17 protein-coding genes and 1 pseudogene are annotated in these 23,826 nt (G+C 56.9%); 14 read left to right on the plus strand and 4 right to left on the minus strand.

Annotated features, from left to right (window positions below; translation table 11 throughout):
- Positions 1-452 precede the first annotated feature (452 nt).
- From ACQZ6D_RS19720 to ACQZ6D_RS19755, 8 genes are all read left to right on the plus strand, one after another.
- Positions 453-1,814, plus strand: coding sequence for a CapA family protein (locus tag ACQZ6D_RS19720; protein WP_448730199.1), 1,362 nt, complete (start codon positions 453-455; stop codon positions 1,812-1,814).
- Positions 1,815-1,917: 103 nt separating this feature from the next.
- Complete coding sequence (locus ACQZ6D_RS19725) at positions 1,918-2,931, plus strand: ABC transporter ATP-binding protein (RefSeq protein ID WP_173995449.1); 1,014 nt, start codon at positions 1,918-1,920, stop codon at positions 2,929-2,931.
- Positions 2,928-3,872: an ABC transporter ATP-binding protein gene (locus tag ACQZ6D_RS19730; RefSeq protein WP_448730198.1), complete on the plus strand. Its 945-nt coding sequence runs from the start codon at positions 2,928-2,930 to the stop codon at positions 3,870-3,872. The genes ACQZ6D_RS19725 and ACQZ6D_RS19730 overlap by 4 nt, the downstream gene beginning before the upstream one ends.
- Positions 3,873-3,876: 4 nt before the next feature.
- The gene (locus tag ACQZ6D_RS19735; protein ID WP_103660241.1) at positions 3,877-4,830 is read left to right on the plus strand and encodes an ABC transporter permease; all 954 of its coding nucleotides are present in this window, start codon (positions 3,877-3,879) and stop codon (positions 4,828-4,830) included.
- Entirely contained in the window at positions 4,827-5,777 is a 951-nt protein-coding gene (locus ACQZ6D_RS19740) for an ABC transporter permease (protein ID WP_173995451.1), read from the plus strand. Before ACQZ6D_RS19735 ends, ACQZ6D_RS19740 begins: the two co-directional genes overlap by 4 nt.
- 34 nt (positions 5,778-5,811) lie before the next feature.
- Positions 5,812-7,503, plus strand: a complete 1,692-nt coding sequence (locus tag ACQZ6D_RS19745) for a peptide ABC transporter substrate-binding protein (RefSeq protein ID WP_448730197.1) — start codon at positions 5,812-5,814, stop codon at positions 7,501-7,503.
- 53 nt (positions 7,504-7,556) lie between these two features.
- Positions 7,557-8,543 carry a D-2-hydroxyacid dehydrogenase family protein gene (locus ACQZ6D_RS19750; protein WP_173995453.1) on the plus strand — a complete coding sequence of 329 codons (987 nt, stop codon included), beginning with the start codon at positions 7,557-7,559 and terminating at the stop codon, positions 8,541-8,543.
- 31 nt (positions 8,544-8,574) lie between these two features.
- Positions 8,575-9,774: an MFS transporter gene (locus tag ACQZ6D_RS19755; protein WP_448730196.1), complete on the plus strand. Its 1,200-nt coding sequence runs from the start codon at positions 8,575-8,577 to the stop codon at positions 9,772-9,774.
- Between the two features lie 14 nt (positions 9,775-9,788).
- Here the strand turns inward: ACQZ6D_RS19755 and ACQZ6D_RS19760 are convergent, their stop codons facing one another.
- Positions 9,789-10,694 (minus strand): LysR family transcriptional regulator, encoded by a 906-nt coding sequence (locus tag ACQZ6D_RS19760; protein ID WP_173995523.1) that lies wholly within the window; start codon positions 10,692-10,694, stop codon positions 9,789-9,791.
- A gap of 117 nt (positions 10,695-10,811) precedes the next feature.
- Here ACQZ6D_RS19760 and ACQZ6D_RS19765 point away from each other — a divergent pair, with 117 nt between their 5' ends.
- The 6 genes from ACQZ6D_RS19765 to ACQZ6D_RS19790 all read left to right on the plus strand — a co-directional run bounded on the left by ACQZ6D_RS19765 (position 10,812) and on the right by ACQZ6D_RS19790 (position 17,362).
- A complete protein-coding gene (locus ACQZ6D_RS19765) occupies positions 10,812-11,015 on the plus strand; it encodes a rubredoxin (RefSeq protein ID WP_173995455.1) in 204 nt (67 codons plus the stop codon).
- Between the two features lie 27 nt (positions 11,016-11,042).
- Positions 11,043-12,254 (plus strand): NAD(P)/FAD-dependent oxidoreductase, encoded by a 1,212-nt coding sequence (locus ACQZ6D_RS19770; RefSeq protein ID WP_448730195.1) that lies wholly within the window; start codon positions 11,043-11,045, stop codon positions 12,252-12,254.
- A gap of 40 nt (positions 12,255-12,294) precedes the next feature.
- Complete coding sequence (locus ACQZ6D_RS19775) at positions 12,295-13,035, plus strand: hypothetical protein (RefSeq protein ID WP_448730194.1); 741 nt, start codon at positions 12,295-12,297, stop codon at positions 13,033-13,035.
- 23 nt (positions 13,036-13,058) lie between these two features.
- Entirely contained in the window at positions 13,059-13,796 is a 738-nt protein-coding gene (locus ACQZ6D_RS19780; protein WP_448730193.1) for a transporter substrate-binding domain-containing protein, read from the plus strand.
- A 496-nt stretch (positions 13,797-14,292) separates the two neighbouring features.
- Positions 14,293-15,435, plus strand: a complete 1,143-nt coding sequence (locus ACQZ6D_RS19785) for an L-dopachrome tautomerase-related protein (RefSeq protein ID WP_448730192.1) — start codon at positions 14,293-14,295, stop codon at positions 15,433-15,435.
- A gap of 223 nt (positions 15,436-15,658) precedes the next feature.
- Entirely contained in the window at positions 15,659-17,362 is a 1,704-nt protein-coding gene (locus tag ACQZ6D_RS19790; protein WP_448730191.1) for a carboxylesterase family protein, read from the plus strand.
- A 553-nt stretch (positions 17,363-17,915) separates the two neighbouring features.
- Here the strand turns inward: ACQZ6D_RS19790 and aptA are convergent.
- From aptA to ACQZ6D_RS19805, 3 genes and pseudogenes are all read right to left on the minus strand, one after another.
- A pseudogene (gene aptA, locus ACQZ6D_RS19795) lies at positions 17,916-18,909 on the minus strand (omega-aminotransferase AptA); the annotation flags it as partial.
- Positions 18,910-18,927: 18 nt separating this feature from the next.
- Complete coding sequence (locus tag ACQZ6D_RS19800) at positions 18,928-21,375, minus strand: GcvT family protein (protein ID WP_173995461.1); 2,448 nt, start codon at positions 21,373-21,375, stop codon at positions 18,928-18,930.
- Positions 21,372-23,819 (minus strand): GcvT family protein, encoded by a 2,448-nt coding sequence (locus tag ACQZ6D_RS19805; protein ID WP_448730190.1) that lies wholly within the window; start codon positions 23,817-23,819, stop codon positions 21,372-21,374. Before ACQZ6D_RS19805 ends, ACQZ6D_RS19800 begins: the two co-directional genes overlap by 4 nt.
- Positions 23,820-23,826: the final 7 nt, after the last annotated feature.

Genomic DNA, 23,826 nt, shown 5'->3' on the forward strand with positions numbered 1-23,826 from the left:
CTTACCGATAGATTTACCGCGCCATCGAGCATAGCCGCCAAGAGCGATAGATCTCGGTGGGTAACCAATCTGAACCGCCCCCACGAGGCTGTATATCCGGAAATATCGGAAGGTCCAGGGGTGGCAGGAATAGCCCTCAAACGCGCTCCATTTTGTGATCAACGAGATGTCGCGCGTCGAAATTGGTTCGGTGAGAGGATACGGGCGCTCACGGCCGTTGCGTGATCGGAGTGCCTGGGTCGCGCAATTGCGGCAACGTCGCGAAGATATGCCAAAACGGCATTTCTGAAAGGCGCGTTACGAAACTGGTGATATCGCAAAGTGCTGATATGGTTGCTGGGCGATCGAAGGAGAGCGGTCGCAAGGGAGTTTCCAGGTTTAGGCAATCAAGAATGCAGCGATGCACGGGTCGCACAATGGTGGCGAGGCGGCAGCACGTGCAGGAGGTTATTATGGTATCATCTCGGAATTGGAAAGTTAGTCTGGCCGGCGAAGTCATGGTGAGCAGGCCGTTCAGCATGCATGACGAACCGGAGTTTCAAAAGGTCTGGGAATTGCTGAAAGACGCCGACGTGACTTATGGTCACCTCGAAATGAATTTTGCCGAATATGATGAATTGAAATGGCCTGCACGCGGACAGGGCATCGGCAGCTTCATGATGTCCGACCCTGAAATCGCCAAAGATCTGAAGTGGGCTGGCTTCGACATCATGTCGACGGCACACAATCACAGTTTCGATTTCGGTGCAGAAGGTCTGTTCGCCACGAAAAAGCACATGAAGGCGGCCGGCATCGTCACAGCAGGCACTGGTGCCGATCTCGAACTTGCCAGCGAACCTGGATATGTCGAGAAGAAAAACGGACGTGTCGCGCTTGTTTCGACCAGTTCCGGCAACCAGCATTTCATGTGGGCCGGTCATTCGAAGGGTGCACTTCGTGGCCGGCCTGGCGTCAATCCGCAGCGGCTCACGTTCGAGTTCATGCTCGATCAGGAGACGGCCGATCAACTCAAGGTCTTCGGCGATAAGCTCAACATTGCCAAAAAGCCAAAACACGGCCGGGAGGGCTCGTTCGGGATACAGATCCCGGGTGCTCAGCAATGGGGCGATCCGGAATCGTTCTTTGTCGGCGACCACTGCGAAATCATCAGCCGTTGTCACAAGCGCGATCTCGAGCGCAATCTGCGCTCTGTCCATGAAGCGAGGGAAATGGCCGATCTGGTCATTGTCGCGCATCATTTCAGCGTTTCCGACGGTCCGCGTGGCGATACTCCGCCAGGTTTTGTGAAAGAGTTCGCTCGGGCTGTCATCGATGGTGGTGCCGACATTTACGTCGGCCATGGCTGGCACCGGACGCTCGGCATTGAAATCTACAATGGCAAGCCGATTTTCTACGGCGTCGGTAATTTCTTCGCACAGTCGGAATTTATCCAGCGCGTGCCCTATGACAGCTACGATGCATGGGGACACGATGTCGACCGTCTGCAGACACTGACGCCAGCCGCTTATCCACTGCATCCGGGCCTCGATACTCCGGTCGATACATGGTGGAGCTCGGCGATCATCCAACTCGAAATGCAGGACGAAAAGCTGAAACGCATCCGGTTGCATCCGGTCGAAATGGGCCGCGATACGACACCCGACGTTAAGCAGACTCGCCGCACCGGAAACGGCGAACATCACAACACGGAAGGTCGTCCGATCCTCGCAAAGGGAGATGACGCTGTCCGAATTCTGGATCGCTATCGCCGTCTGTCCGAGCCGTTTGGAACGACGATTGTCATCCGTGACGGTGTCGGTGTGATCGAGCTGTAGACAGAAAGACCGAATTGCGGCGAAGGAGGATGCCGCCGCAATTCGACAAGCACGACCAGATTGGCCGGATGAACAACGGCCATGGACACGTAGGGAGGTAAAGATGCAACAAGCGACCCAATCGGATTTTGATGCGAGCATTTCGCAGCCGACGGTCGGCTCGCGCGCGTTGCTCGACGTTCGCGATCTTACCGTCAGCTTCCCGAATGGTGCCGGTACCACCCAGATCGTCAGGGGCCTCGACTATTCCATCGCCAAGGGCGAGACACTTGGGATCGTCGGCGAAAGCGGTTGCGGCAAGACGATGACATCGCTGGCATTGCTTGGGCTTATTGCTGGAAATGGCAAGGTCGGTGGTACGATCGGTTTTGATGGCCAAAACCTCGCGGCCTTCAGCCAGAAGCAATGGCAGAGACTGCGCGGCCGGCGCATTGCGATGATCTTCCAGGAGCCGATGACGGCGATGAACCCGGTGATGTCGGTAGGCCGCCAGATTGGCGAAGTCCTGGTCAAGCATGAGAATATTTCCAGGAAGGAAGCTGCCAGCCGCGGCGTAGATCTTCTGGATCAGGTGGGTATTCCGTCGCCGGCGCGCAGGGCAGAGGATTATCCGCATCAATTGTCCGGCGGGATGCGCCAACGCGCCATGATCGCCATGGCGCTGGCGTGTAAACCCGACCTTCTTATTGCTGACGAACCGACGACCGCGTTGGACGTCACCATCCAGGCGCAGATTCTCGACCTGATGCTGACGCTTCAGGACGAGGCAAGGATGTCGATCCAGTTCATCAGCCACAATCTCGCGGTCGTCTCGGAGGTCGCCCACGCGATCATGGTGATGTATGCCGGAAAGGCCGTGGAATACGCACCCTCCCAGGCGCTGTTCGAAAATCCACTTCATCCCTATACCCAGGGACTGATCGCGACCCTTCCCGATCCGGACAAACCGGTCAAGCGCCTTTATGTCATTCCCGGGCGGGTCACCTCGGAAGCCATCCCGGGATGTCGCTTTGCCAGGCGCTGTCCACTTGCCGACGATCACTGTCGCGCGGTTGAGCCAGCGCTTCTTGACGTCATTCCCGGCCATCGCGTTGCATGTCACAAGGCAAATCCATGACCGACCTTCTCACGCTCGATCACATCAATGTCGACATTCCACTGGGCGGCGGCTTTATAAAGCCCAAACTGTGGCTGCAGGCGGTCAACGACGTCTCTCTGACCGTTGCCAAGGGCGAAACCCTGGCACTTGTCGGCGAAAGCGGCAGCGGCAAGAGCACGCTCGGGTTTGTCGTGGCGGGACTGCGAAAGCAGACTGCCGGGTCGGTGACCTTCAACAGCAGCAGGCCCACGCAAGACGGCAGGCCGCCGGTTCAGGTCATCTTTCAAGACCCGTTCTCGGCACTTGATCCACGGATGGTGGTCGAAGATATCGTCGCGGAACCATTGAGGCTGGCGGGCGTCCCTGCGGCAACGCGTAGCGCCCGCGCCATTGAGGTCCTCGGGCAGGTGGGCCTGCCGCCGGAAGCGGCCCGTCGGTATCCGCATCAGTTCTCTGGCGGCCAGCGCCAGCGCATCGCCATTGCGCGCGCCCTGATCGCGGAACCCGAAATGATCGTCGCCGATGAACCGCTCTCGGCGCTGGACGTCTCCATCCAGAGCCAGGTCCTCAACCTGCTCGACGACATAAAGCAGCAGCACGGCATCAGCTATCTTTTCATCAGCCACGATCTTGGCGTCGTTCGCCATCTTGCCGACCGGGTGGCGGTTCTCTATCTGGGCCGTGTGATGGAAATCGCAAGTCGCGATGATCTCTTCGAGACCCCCAGTCATCCTTACACGCAAGCCTTGCTTGCTGCCGTGCCGCGGATCGGCAGAGGCAGGCGAAAGCGCGAGCAGCTTCTCAAGGGTGAAATGCCGTCTCCGCTAGCGCCGCCATCGGGCTGCGTCTTCCATACACGCTGTCCCAAGGCTCAGGATATCTGCCGAACGGAAAAACCGCTGCTTTCGCCGGCACCCGGTCGACCCAAGCAACTCTCCGCCTGCCACTTCAAGGATTGAACCGATGTTGAGATATACGATATCGCGTCTTCTCCAAGCGGTCCTCGTCATTTTGGTGATGTCGCTGCTTCTCTTTATGCTGATCGGCCTGATGCCGGGCGATCCGGTCGAAAACATGCTGGAGGGCAACCCATCGCTGACACCGGAATCCATGGCCCAGATGCGCGCGCTTTACGGTGTCGATCAGCCGATCTGGACGCGTTACGGCCACTGGCTGGTTTCGGCCCTTCACGGTGATCTGGGCTATTCGAGCGTTTATTTCCGTCCTGTGATGGATGTCCTGGGCCCAGCCGTCATCCAGACGGCAAAGCTGTTGATCCTGACGGAACTGATCAGCATTCCTCTGGCGATGCTGCTGGGTGCGATCGCTGCACGCAAGCCCGGTGGCTGGACCGACAGCCTCGTCAGCCTGTTTGCCTTTGCCAGCATTTCGCTGCCGGGCTTCTGGACATCTTTGATCCTGATCATCGTGTTTTCCGTCAAGCTCGGCTGGTTGCCGGCCAGCGGCACGCCGCTGCTGGGTGATGCTTCGCTTGCCGAGCAGCTCTATCACCTGATCCTGCCGGTCACGGTGCTGACCTTCTTCCACGTAGGACCGCTCGTTCGATATGTGCGCGCGTCGATGATCGAGACGCTGAACTCGGACTTTGTCCGCACGGCACGGGCAAAGGGACTATCGGAAACCACGGTCGTCATGCGCCATGCTCTACGCAATGCACTCATTCCTATGGTGACAGTACTGGCCCTTGGCTTTGGCTCCCTTTTTTCAGGAGCGCTCGTGGTCGAGACCATCTTCGGCATGCTTGGAATGGGCAAGGTCATTTACGACTCGATTAGCAATATCGATTTCAACCTGGCTCTCGTCGGCCTTCTTCTGGCAACCATCGTCACGCTAGTGTCGAGCTTGCTTGCCGACCTTGCCTATGCCTGGCTCGATCCGAGGATTTCGCTGACATGAGTACTGTTACCATTGAAAGCCGGCCGCTGAAGGCCGAGAAGAACTCCGTCTGGAGCAAGCGGTGGGATCGTTTTCGGCACAACAAGCTGGCGATGATTTCACTTGGTTTCCTGCTCGTCCTGACAATTGCCTGCGCAATGGCCGGCCCGATCGAATATTTCAGTGGCATCGATGCGAACGCGACCAATCTGCTGAGGCGTTTCAAACCACCGTCAGTCCAGCACTGGCTTGGAACTGACGAAATTGGACGCGATGTGCTGCTCCGTCTGCTGTATGGTGGGCAGGTGTCGATCGCGGTCGGGCTGCTGGCTACGCTCATCACCGCAGCCATCGGCATCGCTATCGGCGTCACTGCCGGCTATATCGGTGGTCAGTTCGACAATATTCTGATGCGGATGACAGACTGCATCATAGCGCTTCCGCTGATCCCCGTTCTGATCGTGCTTGGCGCGGTTGATCTCACCAAGCTCGGCCTCAGCCCGGATGCCGCGACCTCGCCAACCGCGGTCTTCCTACGGATTGTCATCATTATCGCTCTGGTAGACTGGACCACCATCGCCAGGATAGGCAGGGCTGGAGCGATCGGCCTGCGGGATGTCGACTATGTCAGGGCGGCGAGTGTCAGCGGTGCCAAGGGTAGCTACAACGTGTTCGTCCATGTGCTGCCAAACATCGCCACGCCGTTGATCGTTGCGATGACGCTTTCGGTCGGACGTATCATCCTGTTTGAATCGACGCTCAGCTTCCTTGGTTTCGGTATCATTCCGCCGACGCCGACCTGGGGCAACATGCTGACCAATGCACAACAGTTGATAATCTCCGCGCCAATGCTCGCCGTCTATCCCGGTCTGTTGATCTTCGCCACCGTGATGGCGGTCAATTTTGTCGGAGATGGCGTTCGGTCGGCATTCGATCCACGGGCTGATTCCGGTTCGTCTGGGCATTGAACGTTTAAAACAGAAATCTAGGGAGGAGAACACGATGACGTCTGTGAGATCAACCATTAGGAGATTTGCAAAGGCTGCGCTGACCGGGGTGGCGATAGCGATTGCTGGCACTTCGAGCGCATCGGCGCAGGCAAACAAGAGCCAGCTTGTCGTTGGGCAGCTCCAGTTTCTCACTAATTTCCACCCGTTGATCCAAGTCAACAACACCAAAAGGCTGGTTGTCACCTATTCGCTTCGGCCGATGACCGCGTTCGATCAGAATGTCGTCAATCAATGCATTCTTTGCGAGACGTTGCCAACCATCGAAAATGGGCTCGCAAAGATCGTTGATTTGCCCGATGGCAACAAGGGCATGAAGGTGACTCTGAAACTGAAGAAGGGGCTGGCCTGGGGAGATGGCCAACCGGTGACGTCAAAGGATATCGCATTCACCTGGAAAATGGCTCGCGACCCGAAGATCGGCTTTTCGAATTATAATTCCTGGGACCGCGCCTCGGCAGTGGATGTGGTCGACGAAAGCACCGTGATCCTGACGCTGCCGCAAATCCTGTCAAGCTACAACTCTTGGGACCAGGTCATTCCCGAGCATCTCGAAGGGCCGGTCTACGCCGCCAATCCGACACTCGAAAGCTACGTGAAGCAGTCTCTTTACAACACTCAGCCGACCAATCCGGGCCTGTGGAATGGCTCCTACCTGTTGAGCGACTATCAGATAGGCACTCGCATCGTCTTCACTCCAAATCCGAATTGGGTCGGTTCAAAGCCGCATCTGCAGCGCATCGTTTTGAGTTACCGCGACAACTCTTCCTCACTCTTGCAGAACCTGTTGGCTGGTTCCGTCGATGCGGTTCCTGTCAGCCCCGGCGGTATTAGCTTTTCGCAAATGCTCGATTTGAGAGCACAGCAGCCGACCAAGTTCAATTATCATCTGGACTACGGGACAAACGTCGAGCGCATCGCCATCAACTTCGAAAATCCAATCCTCAAGAACAAGGCCGTTCGCCAGGCTCTGCTATATGCGATTGACCGCCAGGCCATCAGCGACGAACTTTTCGGCGGCCTGCAACCCGTGGCCAATGGCATTTTGAGTGATCAGAACGTTTACTACAACAAGGGCATGGCTGTTTATAAATACGACGCGGAGAAGGCGAAAGCCCTCCTAGCGGAGGCGGGATGGAAGCCCGGGGCCGGTGGCATCTGCGTCAACGACAAGGGCGAGCGGCTATCCTTGGAACTGGTTTCGACGGCAGGAAACCAGACGCGTGAACAGATTGCCCAGGTCCTGCAGAGCCAGATGAAGGAAGTCTGCATCGAGATAAAGCCAAACTTCGTTCCACTGCAGGAATTCAACGGTGATATGGCGAGAAAGCGCAAGTTCAAGGCGCTGATCATGTCTTCGATCGACTTTTCTCCCTCCGTGTCCCCGCGTATCGCGCTCGGCTCCGACACCGTCCCCAAGCCTGAAAACAACTTCGTCGGCAACAACTTCTCTGCCTATGCCAGCCCGGAGATGGACAAGGCCATTTCCCAACTTGAAGTCGCGCTCGACCCCCAGGCAACGAAGGATGGATGGGCCGAGGTCCAGAAGATCTTCGCCGAAGATCTGCCGATGCTACCGCTCTACTTCTACCCACGTGCCTATGTTGCCGTTCCGGATCTCGTCAATTTCCGGCAGGGCACGCTCGACCCGCTGCAGATCTGGGCCGAAGAATGGGAGCGGAAATAACGCTGGGCGTCTGAGAGCTTGTCTGTCGAGAAACACATAAAGCAGGGAATTCTATGCGGATGAATATAGCCATCCTTGACGATTATATCGGTGTTTCGCAGCAGGTCGCCGATTGGACATCGTTGACCTCCCGCGCCAATGTTGTGGTGTTCGACAGACCGCTCGCCGTTCCGGACGAGGCCGCACGAGCGCTTGCGGACTTCGATGTGATTTGCACTCTGAGAGAGAGAATGCCGATCCCGTGGGAACTAATCACTCGCTTGCCGCGCCTCAAATACATCGTGGTGACCGGCAAGAGATATGACACGGTGGATGTCGCAGCGGCGGCTGCGCGCGGCATTCCCGTTTCCAATACCCCGGTCGCAGGTGCCGGTGCCGGGGGTGTTGCAGAACTCACCTGGGGTCTTATTCTGGCGGCCACTCGGCATATCGCTTCCGAAGATCGGATGATGCGAGATGGCGGATGGCAGCATCAGGCAGGCACGACGATCGGCGGGAAGACACTCGGTATCCTCGGGCTCGGCGGGCTTGGCCGCCGCGTTGCGGAAATCGGCAAGGTGTTTGGCATGGATGTCGTGGCCTGGAGCCAGAACATGACTGACGAGCAGGCGACAGCATGCGGCGCGCGGCGCGTGACCAAGGAAGAGTTGTTTACAACCTCCGACATCATCACGGTACATTTGGCGTTGAGCGAGCGTACCCACCGTATCGTTGGCCCGAACGAATTGCGGATGATGAAGAAATCCGCCTATCTCATCAACACGGCGCGCGGTGCAATCATCGACGAGCAAGCGCTCATCGATGTCCTGGCGTCCGGTGCAATCGCCGGTGCTGGACTCGATGTCTTCGAAAACGAGCCGTTACCGATCGACCATCCGTTCCGAAATCTTCCCAATGTGGTGATCACGCCGCATCTTGGCTATTTCACCCGAGAGATGCTGGGAACCTATTACGCCGATGCGATCCGGCTGATCGGATGTTTTCTCGACGGCAAGCCCGACCGCGTGGTCAACATGGTCAAGCCGGAGACCGCGGCGTGAACAATCCTGACATGTCGATAAAAGTTCGCACATGTCGCTGATACGGCTACTGTCGCGGGGGCAGTTTGCGGTCTATACCGCCGGCAACTGCATTTCGCTTGTCGGAACCTGGATGCAACGGATTGCCTGCAGCCTGGTTGTCTGGGACATGACGCAGTCGGCGGCATGGCTGGGAGCGCTAGCTGCAGCTGATCTTCTGCCGACGATCGTTGTTGGCCCGCTCGGCGGAGCTGCAGCCGACAGGTGGAATGTTCTCAAACTGAACCAACTTTGCCAGTTCATCCTCGCGGTGATCGCGACACTTGTGGCTGCGCTCATCTATTTCGATCTTTTGTCTCTGTGGACCCTGATCGGAGCGATCCTGTTTCAGGGCTGCATCATTGCCCTTGGACAACCGGCACGCATGTCGATCGTCCAGGAGCTGGTCAGTCAGGACGACGTCCCGAGAGCTGTCGCCATCAATTCGATGAACGTCAATCTCGCCCGACTAATCGGCCCGGCCTTGGCCGGCCTTCTTATTGTACAGTTTGATGTCGTCTGGGTGTTTGTTCTGAATGCCATCGCCACCATCGTCTTTGTTCTGATCTTGCACCGAATAAAAGCGCCTACAACGGGCCTCAGGCACCAGCCAGCTGGAAATTTTCTGGTCGAGATCGTTGAGGGCTTCCGATATGTTGCCTCCAATAGCGGCATGCGCCGGATTTTACTCTTGCTTCTCGCAGGAGGAATATTCGTTCGCGCGATTGCGGAAATGCTTCCGGCATTTGCCGCCGGCTTTTCCGCTCCGGCGGCAACAGGCCTCGCCGTGTTGACATCGTCCATGGCATTCGGGTCGGTCACTGCCGGTCTGACCATGAATTTATATATTGTCCCTTCGAAACTGCCGATCCAGGTCACGATGGCATGGCTGCTCGCTGCCCTTACAGCGATCGCCTTTGCTCTCAGCCATTCGTTATGGCTCATGGCGCTCTTTGCCATGGGAATGGGTTATCTAAGCTCGGTCAGCCTTGTGGCGACACAGACCTTCATACAACTAGCAGCACCAGTCGGTTTGCGAGGCCGAGCGCTGAGCATTCACGGCCTGATTTTCCGAGCAAGTCCTTCATTGGGTGCAATGATCCTTGGCTTTACTTCGGATATCTTTGGCTTGACCATGCCGGTCCTCGCCAGTGCAACAGTCATGATCGTCATCGTGGGGCTGATCGGGCTTACCTCATGCAGTTCAAAGTGATGACGCCTCTACGCTCATGATTCTTGCAGCAGACGGAGGCTCAAATCTCGCAATATCCGAAATGCCGCCTCGTGCAATTTGTTGGAAAGCCGGCGCGACGGCAGTACAAGCTGGACGGAAAGAATAAGCTCGGGGCCGATGATCTTGCGCAGGGCCAGACCGTGTCCAGCATCAGCGCCCTTCGATGCAAGAGTGCGTTTTGATGCGACAGTGAAGCCATATCCGTCCCTGGCGAGGTCGAACATCGTGTCGAGAGGATCGAGTTCAAAGACGATATTGAGCTTCTGTCCCATCCGCGCCAGCTCAGAATCGAGTAGCACCCTTGTGCTGTTCGGCCGACAGGCGATCACCATCGGGAGTGAAGCAAGCGATTCCAGCATGACGGGATCGGTGTCATTGAAAGCACCCTCGCGGCCGATTAGAAAAAGATTTTCGTCCACCAGATCATGGATCTCCAGCATGGCAGACGAGGGGGCGTCATACATGATCGCCATGTCTAGTCGGCCCGATAGGATCCACTCCTGCAACTGGTTAGATCGGCCGTGGACGAGCATCACCTGTGCGTCGGACAACTCGTCCCGAAGCTTGCGGATCAAGGCCGTCGCAATCGCAGTCGAAATTGTCGCGGGCAACCCGATCGCAACCTTGCCGGACTTTCCGGTCCGGGAGTTTTCGATATCTTCATAGGCGCGCTCGATCTGTCGCAGAATGCCGCGGGCATTGTCCAGAAGACGCTCGCCGGCTTCGGTAAGTTCAACACCGCGTCCATTGCGGATCAGCAACTTTTCTTTCAGCTCCGTTTCCAGGTTCTGGACCTGTCTGCTCAGCGCGGGTTGGGCTACGTGTAAAAATGCAGAGGCCCGGCTGAAGCTGCCAAGTTCCGCGACACGTACGAAATAACTGAGCTGCCGAATATCCACGCCGCTGCCTCCATCAGATATGCCGAAATGATATGTCTGATAGTTATCCAGAACGTCTAGCGATATCAAGCATCCCGTAATAGTTTCTATCATCACGTCAATTCTGGAGGAGATGCGATGTCGGTTACAGATGACCTTTCGCAACGGGGCGATTTTAAAATTTGGCAGTGTATTTTGTGTGCCTATGTCTACGACGAGGCACTTGGCGATCCCGACGGAGGCGTAGCTCCCGGGACCAAATGGGAGGACGTCCCGGACGACTGGGTCTGTCCTGAATGCGGTGCTCGCAAGAGCGAGTTCGACATGATCGTCGTTGGTTGACGACACAGGGATACGGTGGTTCTCGTTATGGCAGGCATATTGATCCTAGGCGCATCCCATTCAGGCGTCGCTACTGCGGCAGCGCTGCGTGTCGCTGGCTGCGAAGACGCCGTCACATTGGTGACCCAGGAAAGTGCGTTGCCCTATCATCGACCACCTCTTTCCAAGGATGGGCTGACAAAACAGGACTTCGCGCCGCCTCTTCTGCGTCCAGAGAGCTTCTACGCCGCCAATCGCATCGAACTGAAGCAGGGCGTGATGGTCGAGAGCATTCACCCTGCGGAAAAATACGTCTTCTCTACCGACGGAACACGTTACCCTTATCATAGGCTGATCCTTGCCTGTGGCGCAGAGTCCCGCCGTCTGCCGCGGACGATCGATCCAGATGGGATCGCACACTATTTGCGCACTCATGATGACCTTCAAGGATTGAAAGCCCGTCTTTCCCAGGCCGAATCTGTCGCGATCATCGGCGGTGGACTGATCGGGGTGGAAATAGCCGCGATCGCGGTTGAGAATGGCCTTCGCGCTACCATTATCGAGGCAGGCAACCGGCTGATGGAGCGAACCGTCAGCAAGTCGATTGCCAATTACGTGCTGGATCGGCATGAAGCCAGGGGGCTCAGCGTCAGGTTCGGCGTAACCCTGACAGCTCTCCATCATGACAGCCGGCGTGGTGCCGATATAGTGGCGCTCGACGGCGGTGAAACGATTGCGGCCGACCTGGTCGTGGCGGCAATCGGAGCGGTACCGAACGACAGTCTTGCTGGTCGCGCCGGACTGAAGGTGAATGGTGGGGTCCTGTGCTCAGAGACGGGGCTGACATCGGATCCTTCGATCTATGCGGTCGGAGATTGTTCGGCCTGGTACGATCCAATTCTCCAGCGTCACATTCGCAATGAGGCGGTCAATCCCGGCCAGGATCAGGCCAAGGTAGTCGCCGCCTCCATCGCGGGCACGCCTTTGCCGGTCAAGCGGCTTGCGCGCTACTGGTCGCACCAGGCCGGGATCCAGATCCAGATGGCCGGGGACGTACATGGCTCCGATATGGAGGCGGTTCTGAATGCACCTGTCAGTGGCGCATTCTCTGTCCTTGGATTCAAAGGCGCTCGCCTGATTGCCGTGCAGACGATCAACGGCGCACAGCAGTTCGGCAAATTGCATGACATGATCGGCATGGACCGCGATGCGCTGGCGGTTGCCCTGGACGTCGAATTTCCACCACCGCACCATCACTGAACATAGACCGTAAACCCATCGTCAGAGGAGGACTTCCCGCATGCAGGCTGCATCTTACACGGAAAAGGAACCGGACAGGTTCCGCCGCGGCCAATCCTGGAAGATCAACATGTTCGGAAAAAACTCCGACATCGCGGCACCAGACCCCCAGGCGTTCCGGCTCGACCTCAATGCCCATCAGAAACTCGACTCGCATTTCCATATCGTCGACCAATTCCAGGTATTTATCGCCGGCAGCGGCACGATCGGACGCGACGACGTGCATCTGGTAACGGTTCACTATGCCGACCACCACACAGGTTACGGTCCGCTGATCGCCAGCGCGCAGGGGCTTTCCTACCTGACGCTGCGCAGCAAGACGGATGCCGGACTGGTCTATCTCAGCACCCCGAACGTGCGCGACAAGCTGCGACCCACCAAACGGCGCCATCGCACGTCGGGCGCAGTTACACTGTCAATCGAGCCAGTGCTTCGAAACCGGACGGAATTGACAATCGACACAGTAATTGAAGAGCAGGAAGGCGATGAGGGCATGAACGTCAAAGTCCTGCGCCTCGGCCCAGGCATGATGACACAGACTCCTGACCCGACCGAAGGCGGTGGTCAGTATCTCATCGTCTTGAACGGCAGCCTGATCTACGAACACGAGACGTATAAGCCTTACTCTCTGATTTTCGTGTGCTCGTCCGATATGGCAGCGAAGGTCCAGGCGGGCGAAGATGGACTGGAATTGATGATTACGCAGTTCCCGCTCGAAGACGAATGGATGAAATCCATCTGAACGGCTGGAGGAGGACACGGTAGATGGCTTTGCCAGAATTCGACATGGATGCCGTTCGCGCCGAACTCACGCCATCCGGGACACTCAATTGCGCTTTGAACCACGGCAACGTGGTGCTCGTCCGGCGCGGCCAAACGGATGAGACACCAACCGGTGTATCGGTCGATCTCGCCCGAGCGCTTGCGGAAACTCTGGGCACGCCGATTGCATTTCGCCATTACGACAAGGCCGGATCCGTTTCAAAAAGCGTCGGTTCGGGCGAATGGGACGTCTGCTTCCTGGCAATCGACGCGCAGCGGGCTAAGCACATTGCCTATAGCGAACCTTATGTGCAGATCGAGGGTGCCTTTCTCGTGCAGCACGCCAAATCGGTGAGGGCCGTCCAGGACGTCGATCGAATGCAGCTACGGATGGGCGCGGTTGCGGGCAGCGCCTATGAGCTCTTCCTGTCGCGCAGTGGCGGGGCAGGGCAACTCACCCGCTTCGATAGCTTCGCCGACGCGGTCGCCGCGCTCAAAGAGGGGGTAGTGGACGGCCTTGCGGGTGTTCGTCAGGCCATGAATCAGGTTGCTGCATATAACCCCGATTATGAGGTGATGACTGAACCCTTCATGGCCATTCCACAAGCTGTAGGAGTCAACGTGAAAAATACTCTGGCCGCAGAGTTTGTCATGGCCTTTGTGCGTGAGAAAAAGGCGTCGGGATTTGTGCGGCGCGCGCTGGATGAAAGCGGGCATCCGGATGTTATCGTCCCTGAATAGGCAGTCCGGGTCCTGATCTCATCATTTTCGCAAAAGCCACGCGGGCTTAACGTCAACGAACACCCTGGAGATGCTGGCCTCATCAAGGCTGACATTCTCATCGATTGACGCGCTCCGTGGCGCGTAGATCAGTGCCCGTGGCTACGTGTCCGTTCTCCGCTGGTACATTCTGACGTCCATGGCGTTGGCACCCAGCTAATGGCGCGTCGATGCGAACGCATGTCGGACTGCTCTGCCGAAGGAGAAGATACGCGACATGCTTGGGTTGTCTCATGCCGAAACGGACGACTGATATACCCGACAGCCAACTGGAAACGACAGCTGTTATCCCACACTGTCCTGAAGCGGAGAGGCCAGAGGAGGAACCGGCCAATCCGCTGCCAGAGTGTCCGTCACATCAAGTCGCCCATCGCGCATTGCCGATGCGCGCCGTCGTGCTGTGCATGGTTCTCGTTGCTTGCAATGCCGTTGAACAGTTAACACGAGAGAGAAAATTATGAGACTTTCACGTCGATCATTCATCGCTGCCGCTGGCATCGCGACGGCGGTCACGCCGCTATCATTCCAGAAAACATTCGCAGAAGATAACGAACTTCCGGACACAGTTGCAGCCGAGTTGCCCTGGTTCTGCAACCAGGTTGCCCTAACCCGCACCGGTGAAATGTTTTTCGGTCTACCCCGCTATCCCGGCTATGACGACACCCCCTGCCTTGCGAAGCGTGGATCTGACGGAAAGGTGGTGGCTTTCCCGGGCAATGGCTGGAATGCGTGGAAGCCCGGCGACGATGGACGCAACAGTTTCGTCTATGTGAACTCGATCCACATTTTCAAGGACGATAGCCTCTGGGCGGTGGATCAGGGAGCGTTGCGTGCAGATTCCTACCCACCCGAGCTTTCCGAACCCAAACCCGGCGCGCAAAAACTGGTTCAGCTCGACCCGGAGTCCGGAAAGGTCCTGCAGGTCCTGCGTTTCGACGACAGCGTGCTTCCCAAGGGTGCCAAGATGAACGATCTACGGGTCTTCGGTGACCATGTCTACGTCACCGATTCCGGGATAGGTGCCTTGATCTATCACAACCTCCTAACTGGCCAAACATTGCGGCGTATGTCGGGCTTTCCGCAGATGCAGGCGAAGGTCGAGCCCAATCTCCCGCAGGGCAATCACCAAACGCCGAAGATCGACATGATAGAGATCAGTAACGACGGCGAATGGATCTATGCAGCGGCTCCCACCGGACCGTTCATCAAGATCAAGGCAGCAGCCATGCGCAATGCAGCCCTCTCGGACGCCGATCTTGCAACACAGGTTGAGGAGTATTCCCCGATTGCCCGCAGTGGCGGATGCGCACTCGATACGGAGGGAAATCTCTACCTCTCCGAACTCGACAACAAACGGGTGACGATCCTCTCGCCGAGCGGGCAGACGGCCGTCCTGACCTCCGACGCGGAGTTTGTCAGCCCGGACGGGTCATTTATCAGCGTCGACCGCAAGCTTTACATTCCGATCACCCAGTCGCGGCGAACCAAGCTGTTCGGTAACAAGGAAGACATGGTGAAGCGCCCATGGAAGATCTATGTCGTTCAATTGCCCGAACAGTTTGGCGGCATTAAACTTGGGAATTCGTTGAATGGTTCTTGAAGTACTTAAGAGAAAAGAAGCCGCACTCTTCCAGGCGGCATCCCTTGGCGATCCGATGCCGTGCCGGCATAACTGATTTGCCTGGCGCAAACTTGCCGGGGTGCGACGATGCTCCTTATGATTGGTTCCTTGCAGGACTGCTCCCTGTCACAGCGGAGAGCAAAGACGGTTAGATCATGTTGTCAGAGATCTGATGCCCATGAAGCTATCCTTGGAGGATATCGTGAAGAAAACAACGAATTTCAACCAGTCGGCCCAACATGTCCGTCGAGCGGTGAGGAGTTTTGTGCTTGGTGCCCTCATTGCATTCGGACAAGGTTTCGTTGAGATCGCTAACGCCGCACCGATTATCGAAGCATCCGTCACCGGTGGAAAGGTGCAGGGTGTGCCGAGCGACACGCCCGGCGTCACGCAATTTCTGGGAATTCCCTTTGCAGGCAGTGTAGGTGGTGAAAACCGCTGGAAACCCGCGCCGCCTGTGAAGGCGTGGGATGGCGTCCTGATCGCCGACAAGTGGGGCGACCAGATACTTCAGGACGTCAATAGGCACGCCGAGAGCCCGACCAGCGACAACGGATTGAACCTTTCGATCTGGACGCCCGCTGAGCATAGGAATGATCGTCTGCCCGTCTACATGCTGATCCATGGCGGCGCGAACCGCCTGGGATCGGCCGCGATGAAAGACCTCTATGCCGCGCAATTGGCTGCAAAGGGCGTCGTCGTCGTTTCGGTCCAGTATCGGCTGGGAGCGCTGGGCTGGCTGTCTCTGCCAGAGATGGCCAAGGATAACCCGAACGGGCCGAAGGGCAATTTCGGCGTCCTCGATCTCGTTGATGCGCTGAAATGGATCCAGACCAACATCGAAGCATTCGGCGGCGACCCTGCCACCGTGACGATCGGCGGACAATCGGCGGGTGGCGAAAACACGGTGGCGTTGCTGCGAACGCCTCTAGCCAAGGGCCTGTTCAAACGAGCATTCATTCAGTCGAGCTTCACTGGCTTCCTGCCTGGAAAGATCGTCGATTTTTCGAAAAAGTCGCAGGATAATCAGCAGGCGGTCAACAAGCTGTTCGGCAAGGAGACAACCCTTGCCGAGCTGCGGAGCATTGGCAATGACGCTTGGCTGGAAAAATGGAAGGGCGGAAAGGATACACTGTTTGGCGTCATGGCGGGTGCCGTAGCGACCAACCAGTTCTTCACGATCGACGACTACGTCTACACGCCGGATTCCGTGAACCTGCTCCAGCCGGGCGACTTCGACGGGCTTGATATCATTATTGGCCAGACAGCGGACGAGTATACCGGGTTGCGCCCCAATGATTTGAAGATGACGCAGGAGGAACAGCAGAAAGCCATGCTTTCTGCAATTCGTCCGCATCAGGTAGGGAATGTCGACGAAAAGGTCTTTCCTCTTTACGCAACGGATGATCCGACCGAAGCCTATCGCCTGTCTTTGCGCATGCTGAACGACTACATGTTCGAATATGTGCGTGTTGGAGCCGAATATGCGAAAGCGCACAGCAGGTCCAACGTCTATCTTTATTACTGGGATCACTGGCCGCCCGGCAAGGACCAGGGTTTCCTGCGCGCTTGGCATGCTGCCGATAACTGGTATTTCAATGGTTCCATCCGCGCTGACAAGCCCGGCCAACTTCCCTGGACCGATCCGGATTTCGCGATGCGTGACATCGCCGTTAGCTATCTCGCGAACTTCGTCAAAACCGGCGATCCAAACGGGAACGATGTCCCGCACTGGGGACAGGTCACACCACAGTCGGGCGGTCAGTTCCTTCGTTTTCACGAAGGCGAGGTGGCCATGCGAACCTCGACGATCTATCCGACCCGAGATGCGTACTTGCGCAGGAAGGTCCTAGAGGGGATCGGTATGACCGAAGCAGAGATAAGAGGCCAAGCTCAGCGTCCATGACCTAAATTTATCGATGAGGAGGAGACAAAATGAAAAAATCTCGTGTATCAACGGCATCGATCGTCTGCATGTCGATGCTAGTTCAGCCCAAACAGCCTTTGCTCAAAGACAGCAACCGAGGCGAAGAACACGCCGGTCGATATCGTCAAGATTGACGGAGGCCAGGTTAAAGGTGTGCCAACCGACATCCCTGGGGTCCAGGTCTTCAAGGGCCTTCCCTATGCGGCATCGACTGTTTCGTATCCTTGGCTGCAACGTCGCGATGTATCTCGACCGCACCTGCAGCGGCAACGAGACCGCTGCTCATCTGGGGATAAACGACCGCCTCACCATCATGTTCTGTGCGGTTTCCGGGCCGCCGCTAATCATGCGGCTTTTCGGCAAGGGGCGCGTGATCCATCGCGACAGTGACGAGTTCGCCAGCCTGCTGGACGATCGGTTTGACGGCAACGCCGCTCGGCGCGCAGCAGATGATAAGGCTCGACTTCGATCTGGTGCAGACATCCTGCGGCTAAGGCGTGCCGTTGTTCGAATATCAGGAAGAGCGCCCGGGGCTGGCAAGGCCAGCGGCACAAGCCACGGGGTGCCCCGAATAAGTATAGCCGTGGAACAGTTCAATCGCGGATTCAGGTCCTTGCATTAGGGCATCGTAGACTGCAGTGGATGTGAAAACCGCACCCATCGGAATGACGCCGTTTGTCAGGCCCTTGGCCGTGGTGATGATATCTGGCGTGACGCCGAAGTGATCGGCAGCGAAGGGTGCTCCCAAACGGCCAAAACCGCTGATCACTTCGTCGAATATCAAAAGAATTTTATGCTTGTCCGCGATAGCACGCAGACGTTCTAAATTTCCCTTTGGCGGAAGGAGTACGCCAGTTGATCCAGCAACCGGTTCAATAATAACGGCTGCGATGGTTTCGGCGCCGTGCAGTCCGACCATTCTTTCAAGGTCGTCTGCCAACTCAGCACCGTGCTCCGGTAGGCTACCTTTTGTGAAGGCGTTCTTCGCAATGTCATGAGTGTGGCGGAGGTGATCCGAGCCTGGAAGTTGGGGGAAGACCCGCCTGTTGTTGACAAGACCGCCCACGGAAATTCCACCGAAACCCACACCGTGGTATCCACGTTCGCGACCGATCACACGTGTCCGTGTGCCTTGGCCGATGGCGCGCTGGTACGCAATCGCAATTTTCATCGCGGTGTCCACCGACTCCGAACCGGAGCCGGTGTAGAAGATTTTGTTCAGCTTTTTGCCAACTTCACCTGGCGCGATCTGCGAACTCGAATGCGATCGGATGCCCCATCTGGAAAGAGGGTGCGAAATCCAAAGTCATGATTTGACGTTCAACTGCCTGTGCAATGGACTTTCTGGCGTGACCAGCATTGACACACCAAAGGCCCGCGGTCCCATCAAGAACCTTATTGCCATCGACGTCCTGATAGTAAACGCCTTCTGCTGAAGCTAGGAGGCGTGGTGCTTTGTTGAACTGCCGATTTGCCGTAAAAGGCATCCAGTAGCTCTCGAGGTTTAGAGTGTTTGCGATATTCATTCTGGTTCCTCCTCAGCCTTAAAGTTTCGTTCGTTCGGATTTCGGATCGTACATTGGTCGGATCGACGCGTCGGCGGCAAAGCGTTGTCCAGCGACCTCGATTTCGTATGTCGAGGCGAGAACCTGCTCCTCAGTTTCACCTTTGCACGGCACGTATCCCATCCCAATTGCGCCACCAAGATAGTGGCCGTAATTGCCGGAAGTGATGATCGACACGATCTTGCCATCGCGTACGAGAGCTTCGTTGTGGAAGAGCAAAGGCTCGGGATCGCGAAGCTTGAACTGAAGCATCCTCCTCTCCAAACCGTCTTCCTTGCGCTTGATCACCGCCTCACGTCCGATGAAGTCTCCTTTGGCAGTCTTAACCGCAAAACCGAGGCCTGCTTCCAGAACGTGGTCTTCGTCTGTGATGTCGTGGCCAAAATGGCGGAAACCCTTCTCGATACGGCACGAATCCAGAGTATGAAGGCCGCAGAGCTTCAGCCCGGTTTCCTGACCGGCCTGTTCGATGGTTTCGAACACATGGGCGGTCTGGTCGGTCGAGACATAGAGTTCCCAACCGAGCTCGCCAACGTATGTGACACGATGAGCTCGAGCGAGACCCATACCGATCTCGATCTCCTGAGCCGTTCCGAACGGGAAGGCTTCATTTGAGAAGTCGTTGGGGCTGATCCGCTGGATGACCTCGCGCGATTTTGGTCCCATCAGGACGAGGACCGATTCCGACGCGGTGATGTCGGTGATGACGACAAACTCTTCCGCGTCCAGCTTGTTGCGGAGCCAGGCAAGGTCGCGTTGCAAGGTTGCACCGGGGACGACCAGGAAGAACGCGGTCTCGGACAGGCGCGTGATCGTCAGGTCGCATTCGATGCCGCCTTTGCTGTTCAGCATCTGGGTATAAACGATGCGGCCCGGTGCCACGTCCATCTGGTTGGCGCAAACCCGTTGGAGGAACTTGAGCGCGTCACGTCCTTCCACGCGGATCTTGCCGAACGATGTCATGTCGAACAGGCCGACTCCGTTTCTGACCGCGAGGTGTTCTTTTTTCTGGTTCTCGAACCAGTTCTGTCTTTTCCAGCTGTAGCGATACTCGCGCTCCTGGCCTTCCTTGGCGAACCAGTTGGCGCGCTCCCACCCGGCGACTTCGCCAAAGACCGCTCCGCGCGCTTTCAGATGCTCGTGCAGCGGTGAGCGGCGGATGCCGCGCGACGTGGCAACCTGCCGATAGGGGAAGTGGTCGGCATAGAGCAGACCGAGAGTTTCTGTCACGCGTTCCTTGAGGTAGGCGCGGTTTTTCTGGAATGGCTGCGCACGACGGATATCAACTTCCCAAAGATCGAAAGGCGGCTCGCCATCGTTCATCCACTGGGCAAGTGCAAAACCCGCACCGCCAGAGGACGATATGCCGATTGAGTTATAACCCGCGGCAACCCAGTAGCCCTTCATCTCAGGCGCTTCGCCGAGATAATAGCGGTCATCGGGCGTGAAGCTTTCCGGACCATTGAAGAAGGTGTGAATGCCGGCCGTTTCCAGCATAGGCATACGGTTGACGGCCTTTTCGAGAATGGGTTCGAAATGGTCGAAGTCCTCGGGCAGTTGGTCAAAGCAGAAGTCCTCACGAATGCCATCCATGCCCCAAGGCTTCGCAACGGGCTCGAATGCGCCGAGCAGCATTTTGCCAGCATCTTCCTTGTAATAGGCACATTCATCTGGAACGCGGAGAACTGGAAGGCGCGAAAGATTTTCAATCGCCTCAGTTACAATATAGAAATGCTCGCAAGCATGGAGTGGCAGCGTGACGCCTGAGCGTGCCGCGAGATCACGACCCCACATGCCGCCGCAGTTGACGACTTGCTCGGTGTCAATCGTACCATGTTCGCCGTTTTGCTCCCACGATACTCCGGTAACGCGACCATCTCGGTCATGAACCTTTGTTACCTTGACGTTTTCGATGATCTTCGCGCCAAGTTGACGTGCTCCCTTCGCAAGGGCCATCGCGATGTTGGCCGGATCGCACTGCCCATCGAGGGGCAGATGAACTGCCCCGACAACGTCGTTGATGTTGAGATGTGGATAGAGGTTCTTCACCTCTTGCGGCGAAATCTCGTTCACATCGACGTCGAAGGCACGCGCAAGCGTTGCCTGACGGTAGATTTCCTCTTTGCGCTCCTCTGTCAAAGCAACGGTGATCGACCCGTTCTGACGCATGCCGGTGGCGATGCCAGTTTCCGCCTCAAGCTTGACGTAGAGGTCAGCAGAGTATTTTGCGAGCCGGGTCATGTTCTGGGAAGCGCGAAGCTGACCGATAAGACCGGCTGCATGCCATGTCGTGCCAGAGGTCAGTTGCCTGCGCTCCAGCAGAACGATGTCCGTCCAGCCAAGCTTAGCCAGATGGTATGCAACCGAGCAGCCGGAAATTCCGCCACCGATGATGACGACGCGTGCCTTTGAAGGAATGTTACTCATGCGCGGATTCTTTCGTTCTGCTTGTCCCAAAGCGGTTCGTCAGCCTGCACGGTGGCCGCGTGACGTTGTCCAAATATTTCAATTTCAAGACGGGTTCCGGGTTCGTGGAGATCTGATCGAAGCATGCCAAGGGCGATGGACTTTCCAACGCGGTGTCCGTAACCGCCTGATGTCGTCTCACCAACAATCGTGTCACCCAGCCAGATCGTCGACATATACGGTGCGTCGAAATCACCGGCATCAACAGTCAGCGTCACAAAACGCTTCGACACGCCTGCCTGTTTTTCCGAGACCAAGGCAACCTTTCCGATGAAGTCTTCCTTGTCCCATTTCACAAAGCGTTCCAGACCGCCTTGCAGCACGGTGTAGTCTGTCGATAGGTCGCCCTTCCACGCGCGGTACCCCTTTTCGAGACGCAGCGAGTCCAAGGCGAACATGCCGAACGGGCGAAGCCCGAAGGGCTGTCCAGCGTTCCAGATTGCATCGAAAACCGCTGGGGTGTCTTCTACCCCGCTGTGGATTTCCCACCCAAGTTCACCCGCAAACGATACACGGATGATCCTGCATTCCTTGCCGCCGATTTCTGTCGTCTGGTGGGTCAGCCAACCCTTGGCAAGATCCGCGGACGTGACCGACGTCAGAATGTCGCGCGATGCCGGACCAGTCAAAATCTGGCAGGAGAACTGCTCAGTGATGTCGGTGATCGTGATCTCGGTGTCCTTGGGAAGATGTTTCTCCAACCATTCGCGGTCATGCCATTGAGCTATAGCTGCCGTAATAAGGATGAATTCATCCTCCCCGATCGACATAACGGACATTTCCGTCACGATACGCCCCTTTGCATCGGCAAAATATGCGAGGCCGATCCTGCCTGGCTTCGGCACCAAGCCCGTCGTCAGGCCGAGCAGCCACTGCCGGGCACCGGGGCCGTCGACTTTGAAACGCGAGAAGCCCGGGAGGTCGAGAATGCCAGCGTGATCGCGGACGGCTTCGCACTCCTCCTTCACACGTTCCTGCCACGGGCCGGAGCGGCTGAAGGTTTCGCTTGCGGCTTCGCTCGTGTCATCGCCCGGCTTGGCGTACCAGTTTGCGCGTTCCCAACCGTTGAACGGTCCGAACTGTCCACCAAGGGCCATTGTTTTATCGTGGATAGCAGAAAGTTTGCGATCGCGTGCCGCAGGCCACATGTGCTTCGGGAAATGGATGGCATATTCGTTGCCATAGATTTCGAGTGCCTTATCGACGCAATATTGCGGGTCGGTGTAATTGGTGTAGCGACGCGGATCGCACGACCACATGTCCCACTCGGTTTGACCTTCAATGATCCATTCCGCGAGAACTTTGCCCGCGCCGCCGCCTTGAGCAATCCCGAATGTGAAAACACAGGCTTCGAATGCGTTGGGAACACCCGGCATCGGGCCGATCAGCGGGTTGCCGTCCGGTGCGTAGGGGATAGGTCCGTTGATGACCTTCGAGAGACCGGCAGTGCCGAGGATCGGGACGCGTTCAACGGCATCATTCAGATACCATTCCAACCGATCCAGATCGTCTGGATAAAGCTGGAACGAAAAGTCTTCCGGCATTGGATCGGCTGAAGTGTTCCAGTGAGCCCGGCAGTTCCGTTCATAAGGGCCGAGATTCATGCCAGTCTTTTCTTGACGAAGATAGTAGGAGCTGTCGACGTCTCGTAGAAGCGGCAGCTTGCCACCGTTCTCGCGTGACCATGCAGCAAGCTCCGGGATTTCATCGAAAAGAATATACTGATGGCTCATGACCGCCATCGGCACTTCGCGACCGAACATTCGGCCGACTTCCTGCGCGCGATAACCGGCGGCGTTGACCACAAACTCGCATCGGATATCGCCCTTTTCGGTTGCGATGACCCACTCATCTCCATCGCGGCGAACGGAGGTGACGGGGCAAAAACGAATGATCTTCGCGCCCATATCGCGAGCCCCCTTCGCGAGCGCCTGGGTTAGCTGTGCCGGATCGATATCCCCATCGTTAGGATCATAGAGAGCCCCCTTGAGATCATGTGTTTCAAGGAACGGGTACCGCCCCTTGATTTCATCGACTCCTAAGACCTCGATATCCATGCCCTGATAGCGACCCATACCTTTGACGCGCTGGAATTCGAGCATACGATCATCGGTATGGGCGAGACGAAGCGATCCGGTGACATGGTAGTTCATCGGATAATCGACCTCGGCACCAAGCCGCTTGTACAGTTCGGTTGAATATCGCTGCATGTTCATCAGCGACCAAGACGACGAGAACGTCGGTACGTTCCCGGCTGCGTGCCACGTCGATCCTGATGTCAATTCATTTTTTTCGAGAAGGACACAATCCGTCCACCCCGCTTTCGCCAAATGATAAAGACCGGAAACGCCAACGACGCCACCGCCGATGACGACCACGCGTGCTCTTGAGGGTAGTTCGGACATTCAAATC

The sequence above is a fragment of the Agrobacterium sp. 22-3639C2 genome (genome assembly GCF_053522105.1).

What these genes read in the sequence shown, in the direction of transcription:
- ACQZ6D_RS19720 (WP_448730199.1), top strand. Translation starts at nt 453, where the DNA reads ATGGTATCATCTCGGAATTGGAAAGTTAGTCTGGCCGGCGAAGTCATG.
- ACQZ6D_RS19725 (WP_173995449.1), top strand. Translation starts at nt 1,918, where the DNA reads ATGCAACAAGCGACCCAATCGGATTTTGATGCGAGCATTTCGCAGCCG.
- ACQZ6D_RS19730 (WP_448730198.1), top strand. Translation starts at nt 2,928, where the DNA reads ATGACCGACCTTCTCACGCTCGATCACATCAATGTCGACATTCCACTG.
- ACQZ6D_RS19735 (WP_103660241.1), top strand. Translation starts at nt 3,877, where the DNA reads ATGTTGAGATATACGATATCGCGTCTTCTCCAAGCGGTCCTCGTCATT.
- ACQZ6D_RS19740 (WP_173995451.1), top strand. Translation starts at nt 4,827, where the DNA reads ATGAGTACTGTTACCATTGAAAGCCGGCCGCTGAAGGCCGAGAAGAAC.
- ACQZ6D_RS19745 (WP_448730197.1), top strand. Translation starts at nt 5,812, where the DNA reads ATGACGTCTGTGAGATCAACCATTAGGAGATTTGCAAAGGCTGCGCTG.
- ACQZ6D_RS19750 (WP_173995453.1), top strand. Translation starts at nt 7,557, where the DNA reads ATGCGGATGAATATAGCCATCCTTGACGATTATATCGGTGTTTCGCAG.
- ACQZ6D_RS19755 (WP_448730196.1), top strand. Translation starts at nt 8,575, where the DNA reads ATGTCGCTGATACGGCTACTGTCGCGGGGGCAGTTTGCGGTCTATACC.
- ACQZ6D_RS19765 (WP_173995455.1), top strand. Translation starts at nt 10,812, where the DNA reads ATGTCGGTTACAGATGACCTTTCGCAACGGGGCGATTTTAAAATTTGG.
- ACQZ6D_RS19770 (WP_448730195.1), top strand. Translation starts at nt 11,043, where the DNA reads ATGGCAGGCATATTGATCCTAGGCGCATCCCATTCAGGCGTCGCTACT.
- ACQZ6D_RS19775 (WP_448730194.1), top strand. Translation starts at nt 12,295, where the DNA reads ATGCAGGCTGCATCTTACACGGAAAAGGAACCGGACAGGTTCCGCCGC.
- ACQZ6D_RS19780 (WP_448730193.1), top strand. Translation starts at nt 13,059, where the DNA reads ATGGCTTTGCCAGAATTCGACATGGATGCCGTTCGCGCCGAACTCACG.
- ACQZ6D_RS19785 (WP_448730192.1), top strand. Translation starts at nt 14,293, where the DNA reads ATGAGACTTTCACGTCGATCATTCATCGCTGCCGCTGGCATCGCGACG.
- ACQZ6D_RS19800 (WP_173995461.1), bottom strand. Translation starts at nt 21,375, where the DNA reads ATGAGTAACATTCCTTCAAAGGCACGCGTCGTCATCATCGGTGGCGGA.
- ACQZ6D_RS19805 (WP_448730190.1), bottom strand. Translation starts at nt 23,819, where the DNA reads ATGTCCGAACTACCCTCAAGAGCACGCGTGGTCGTCATCGGCGGTGGC.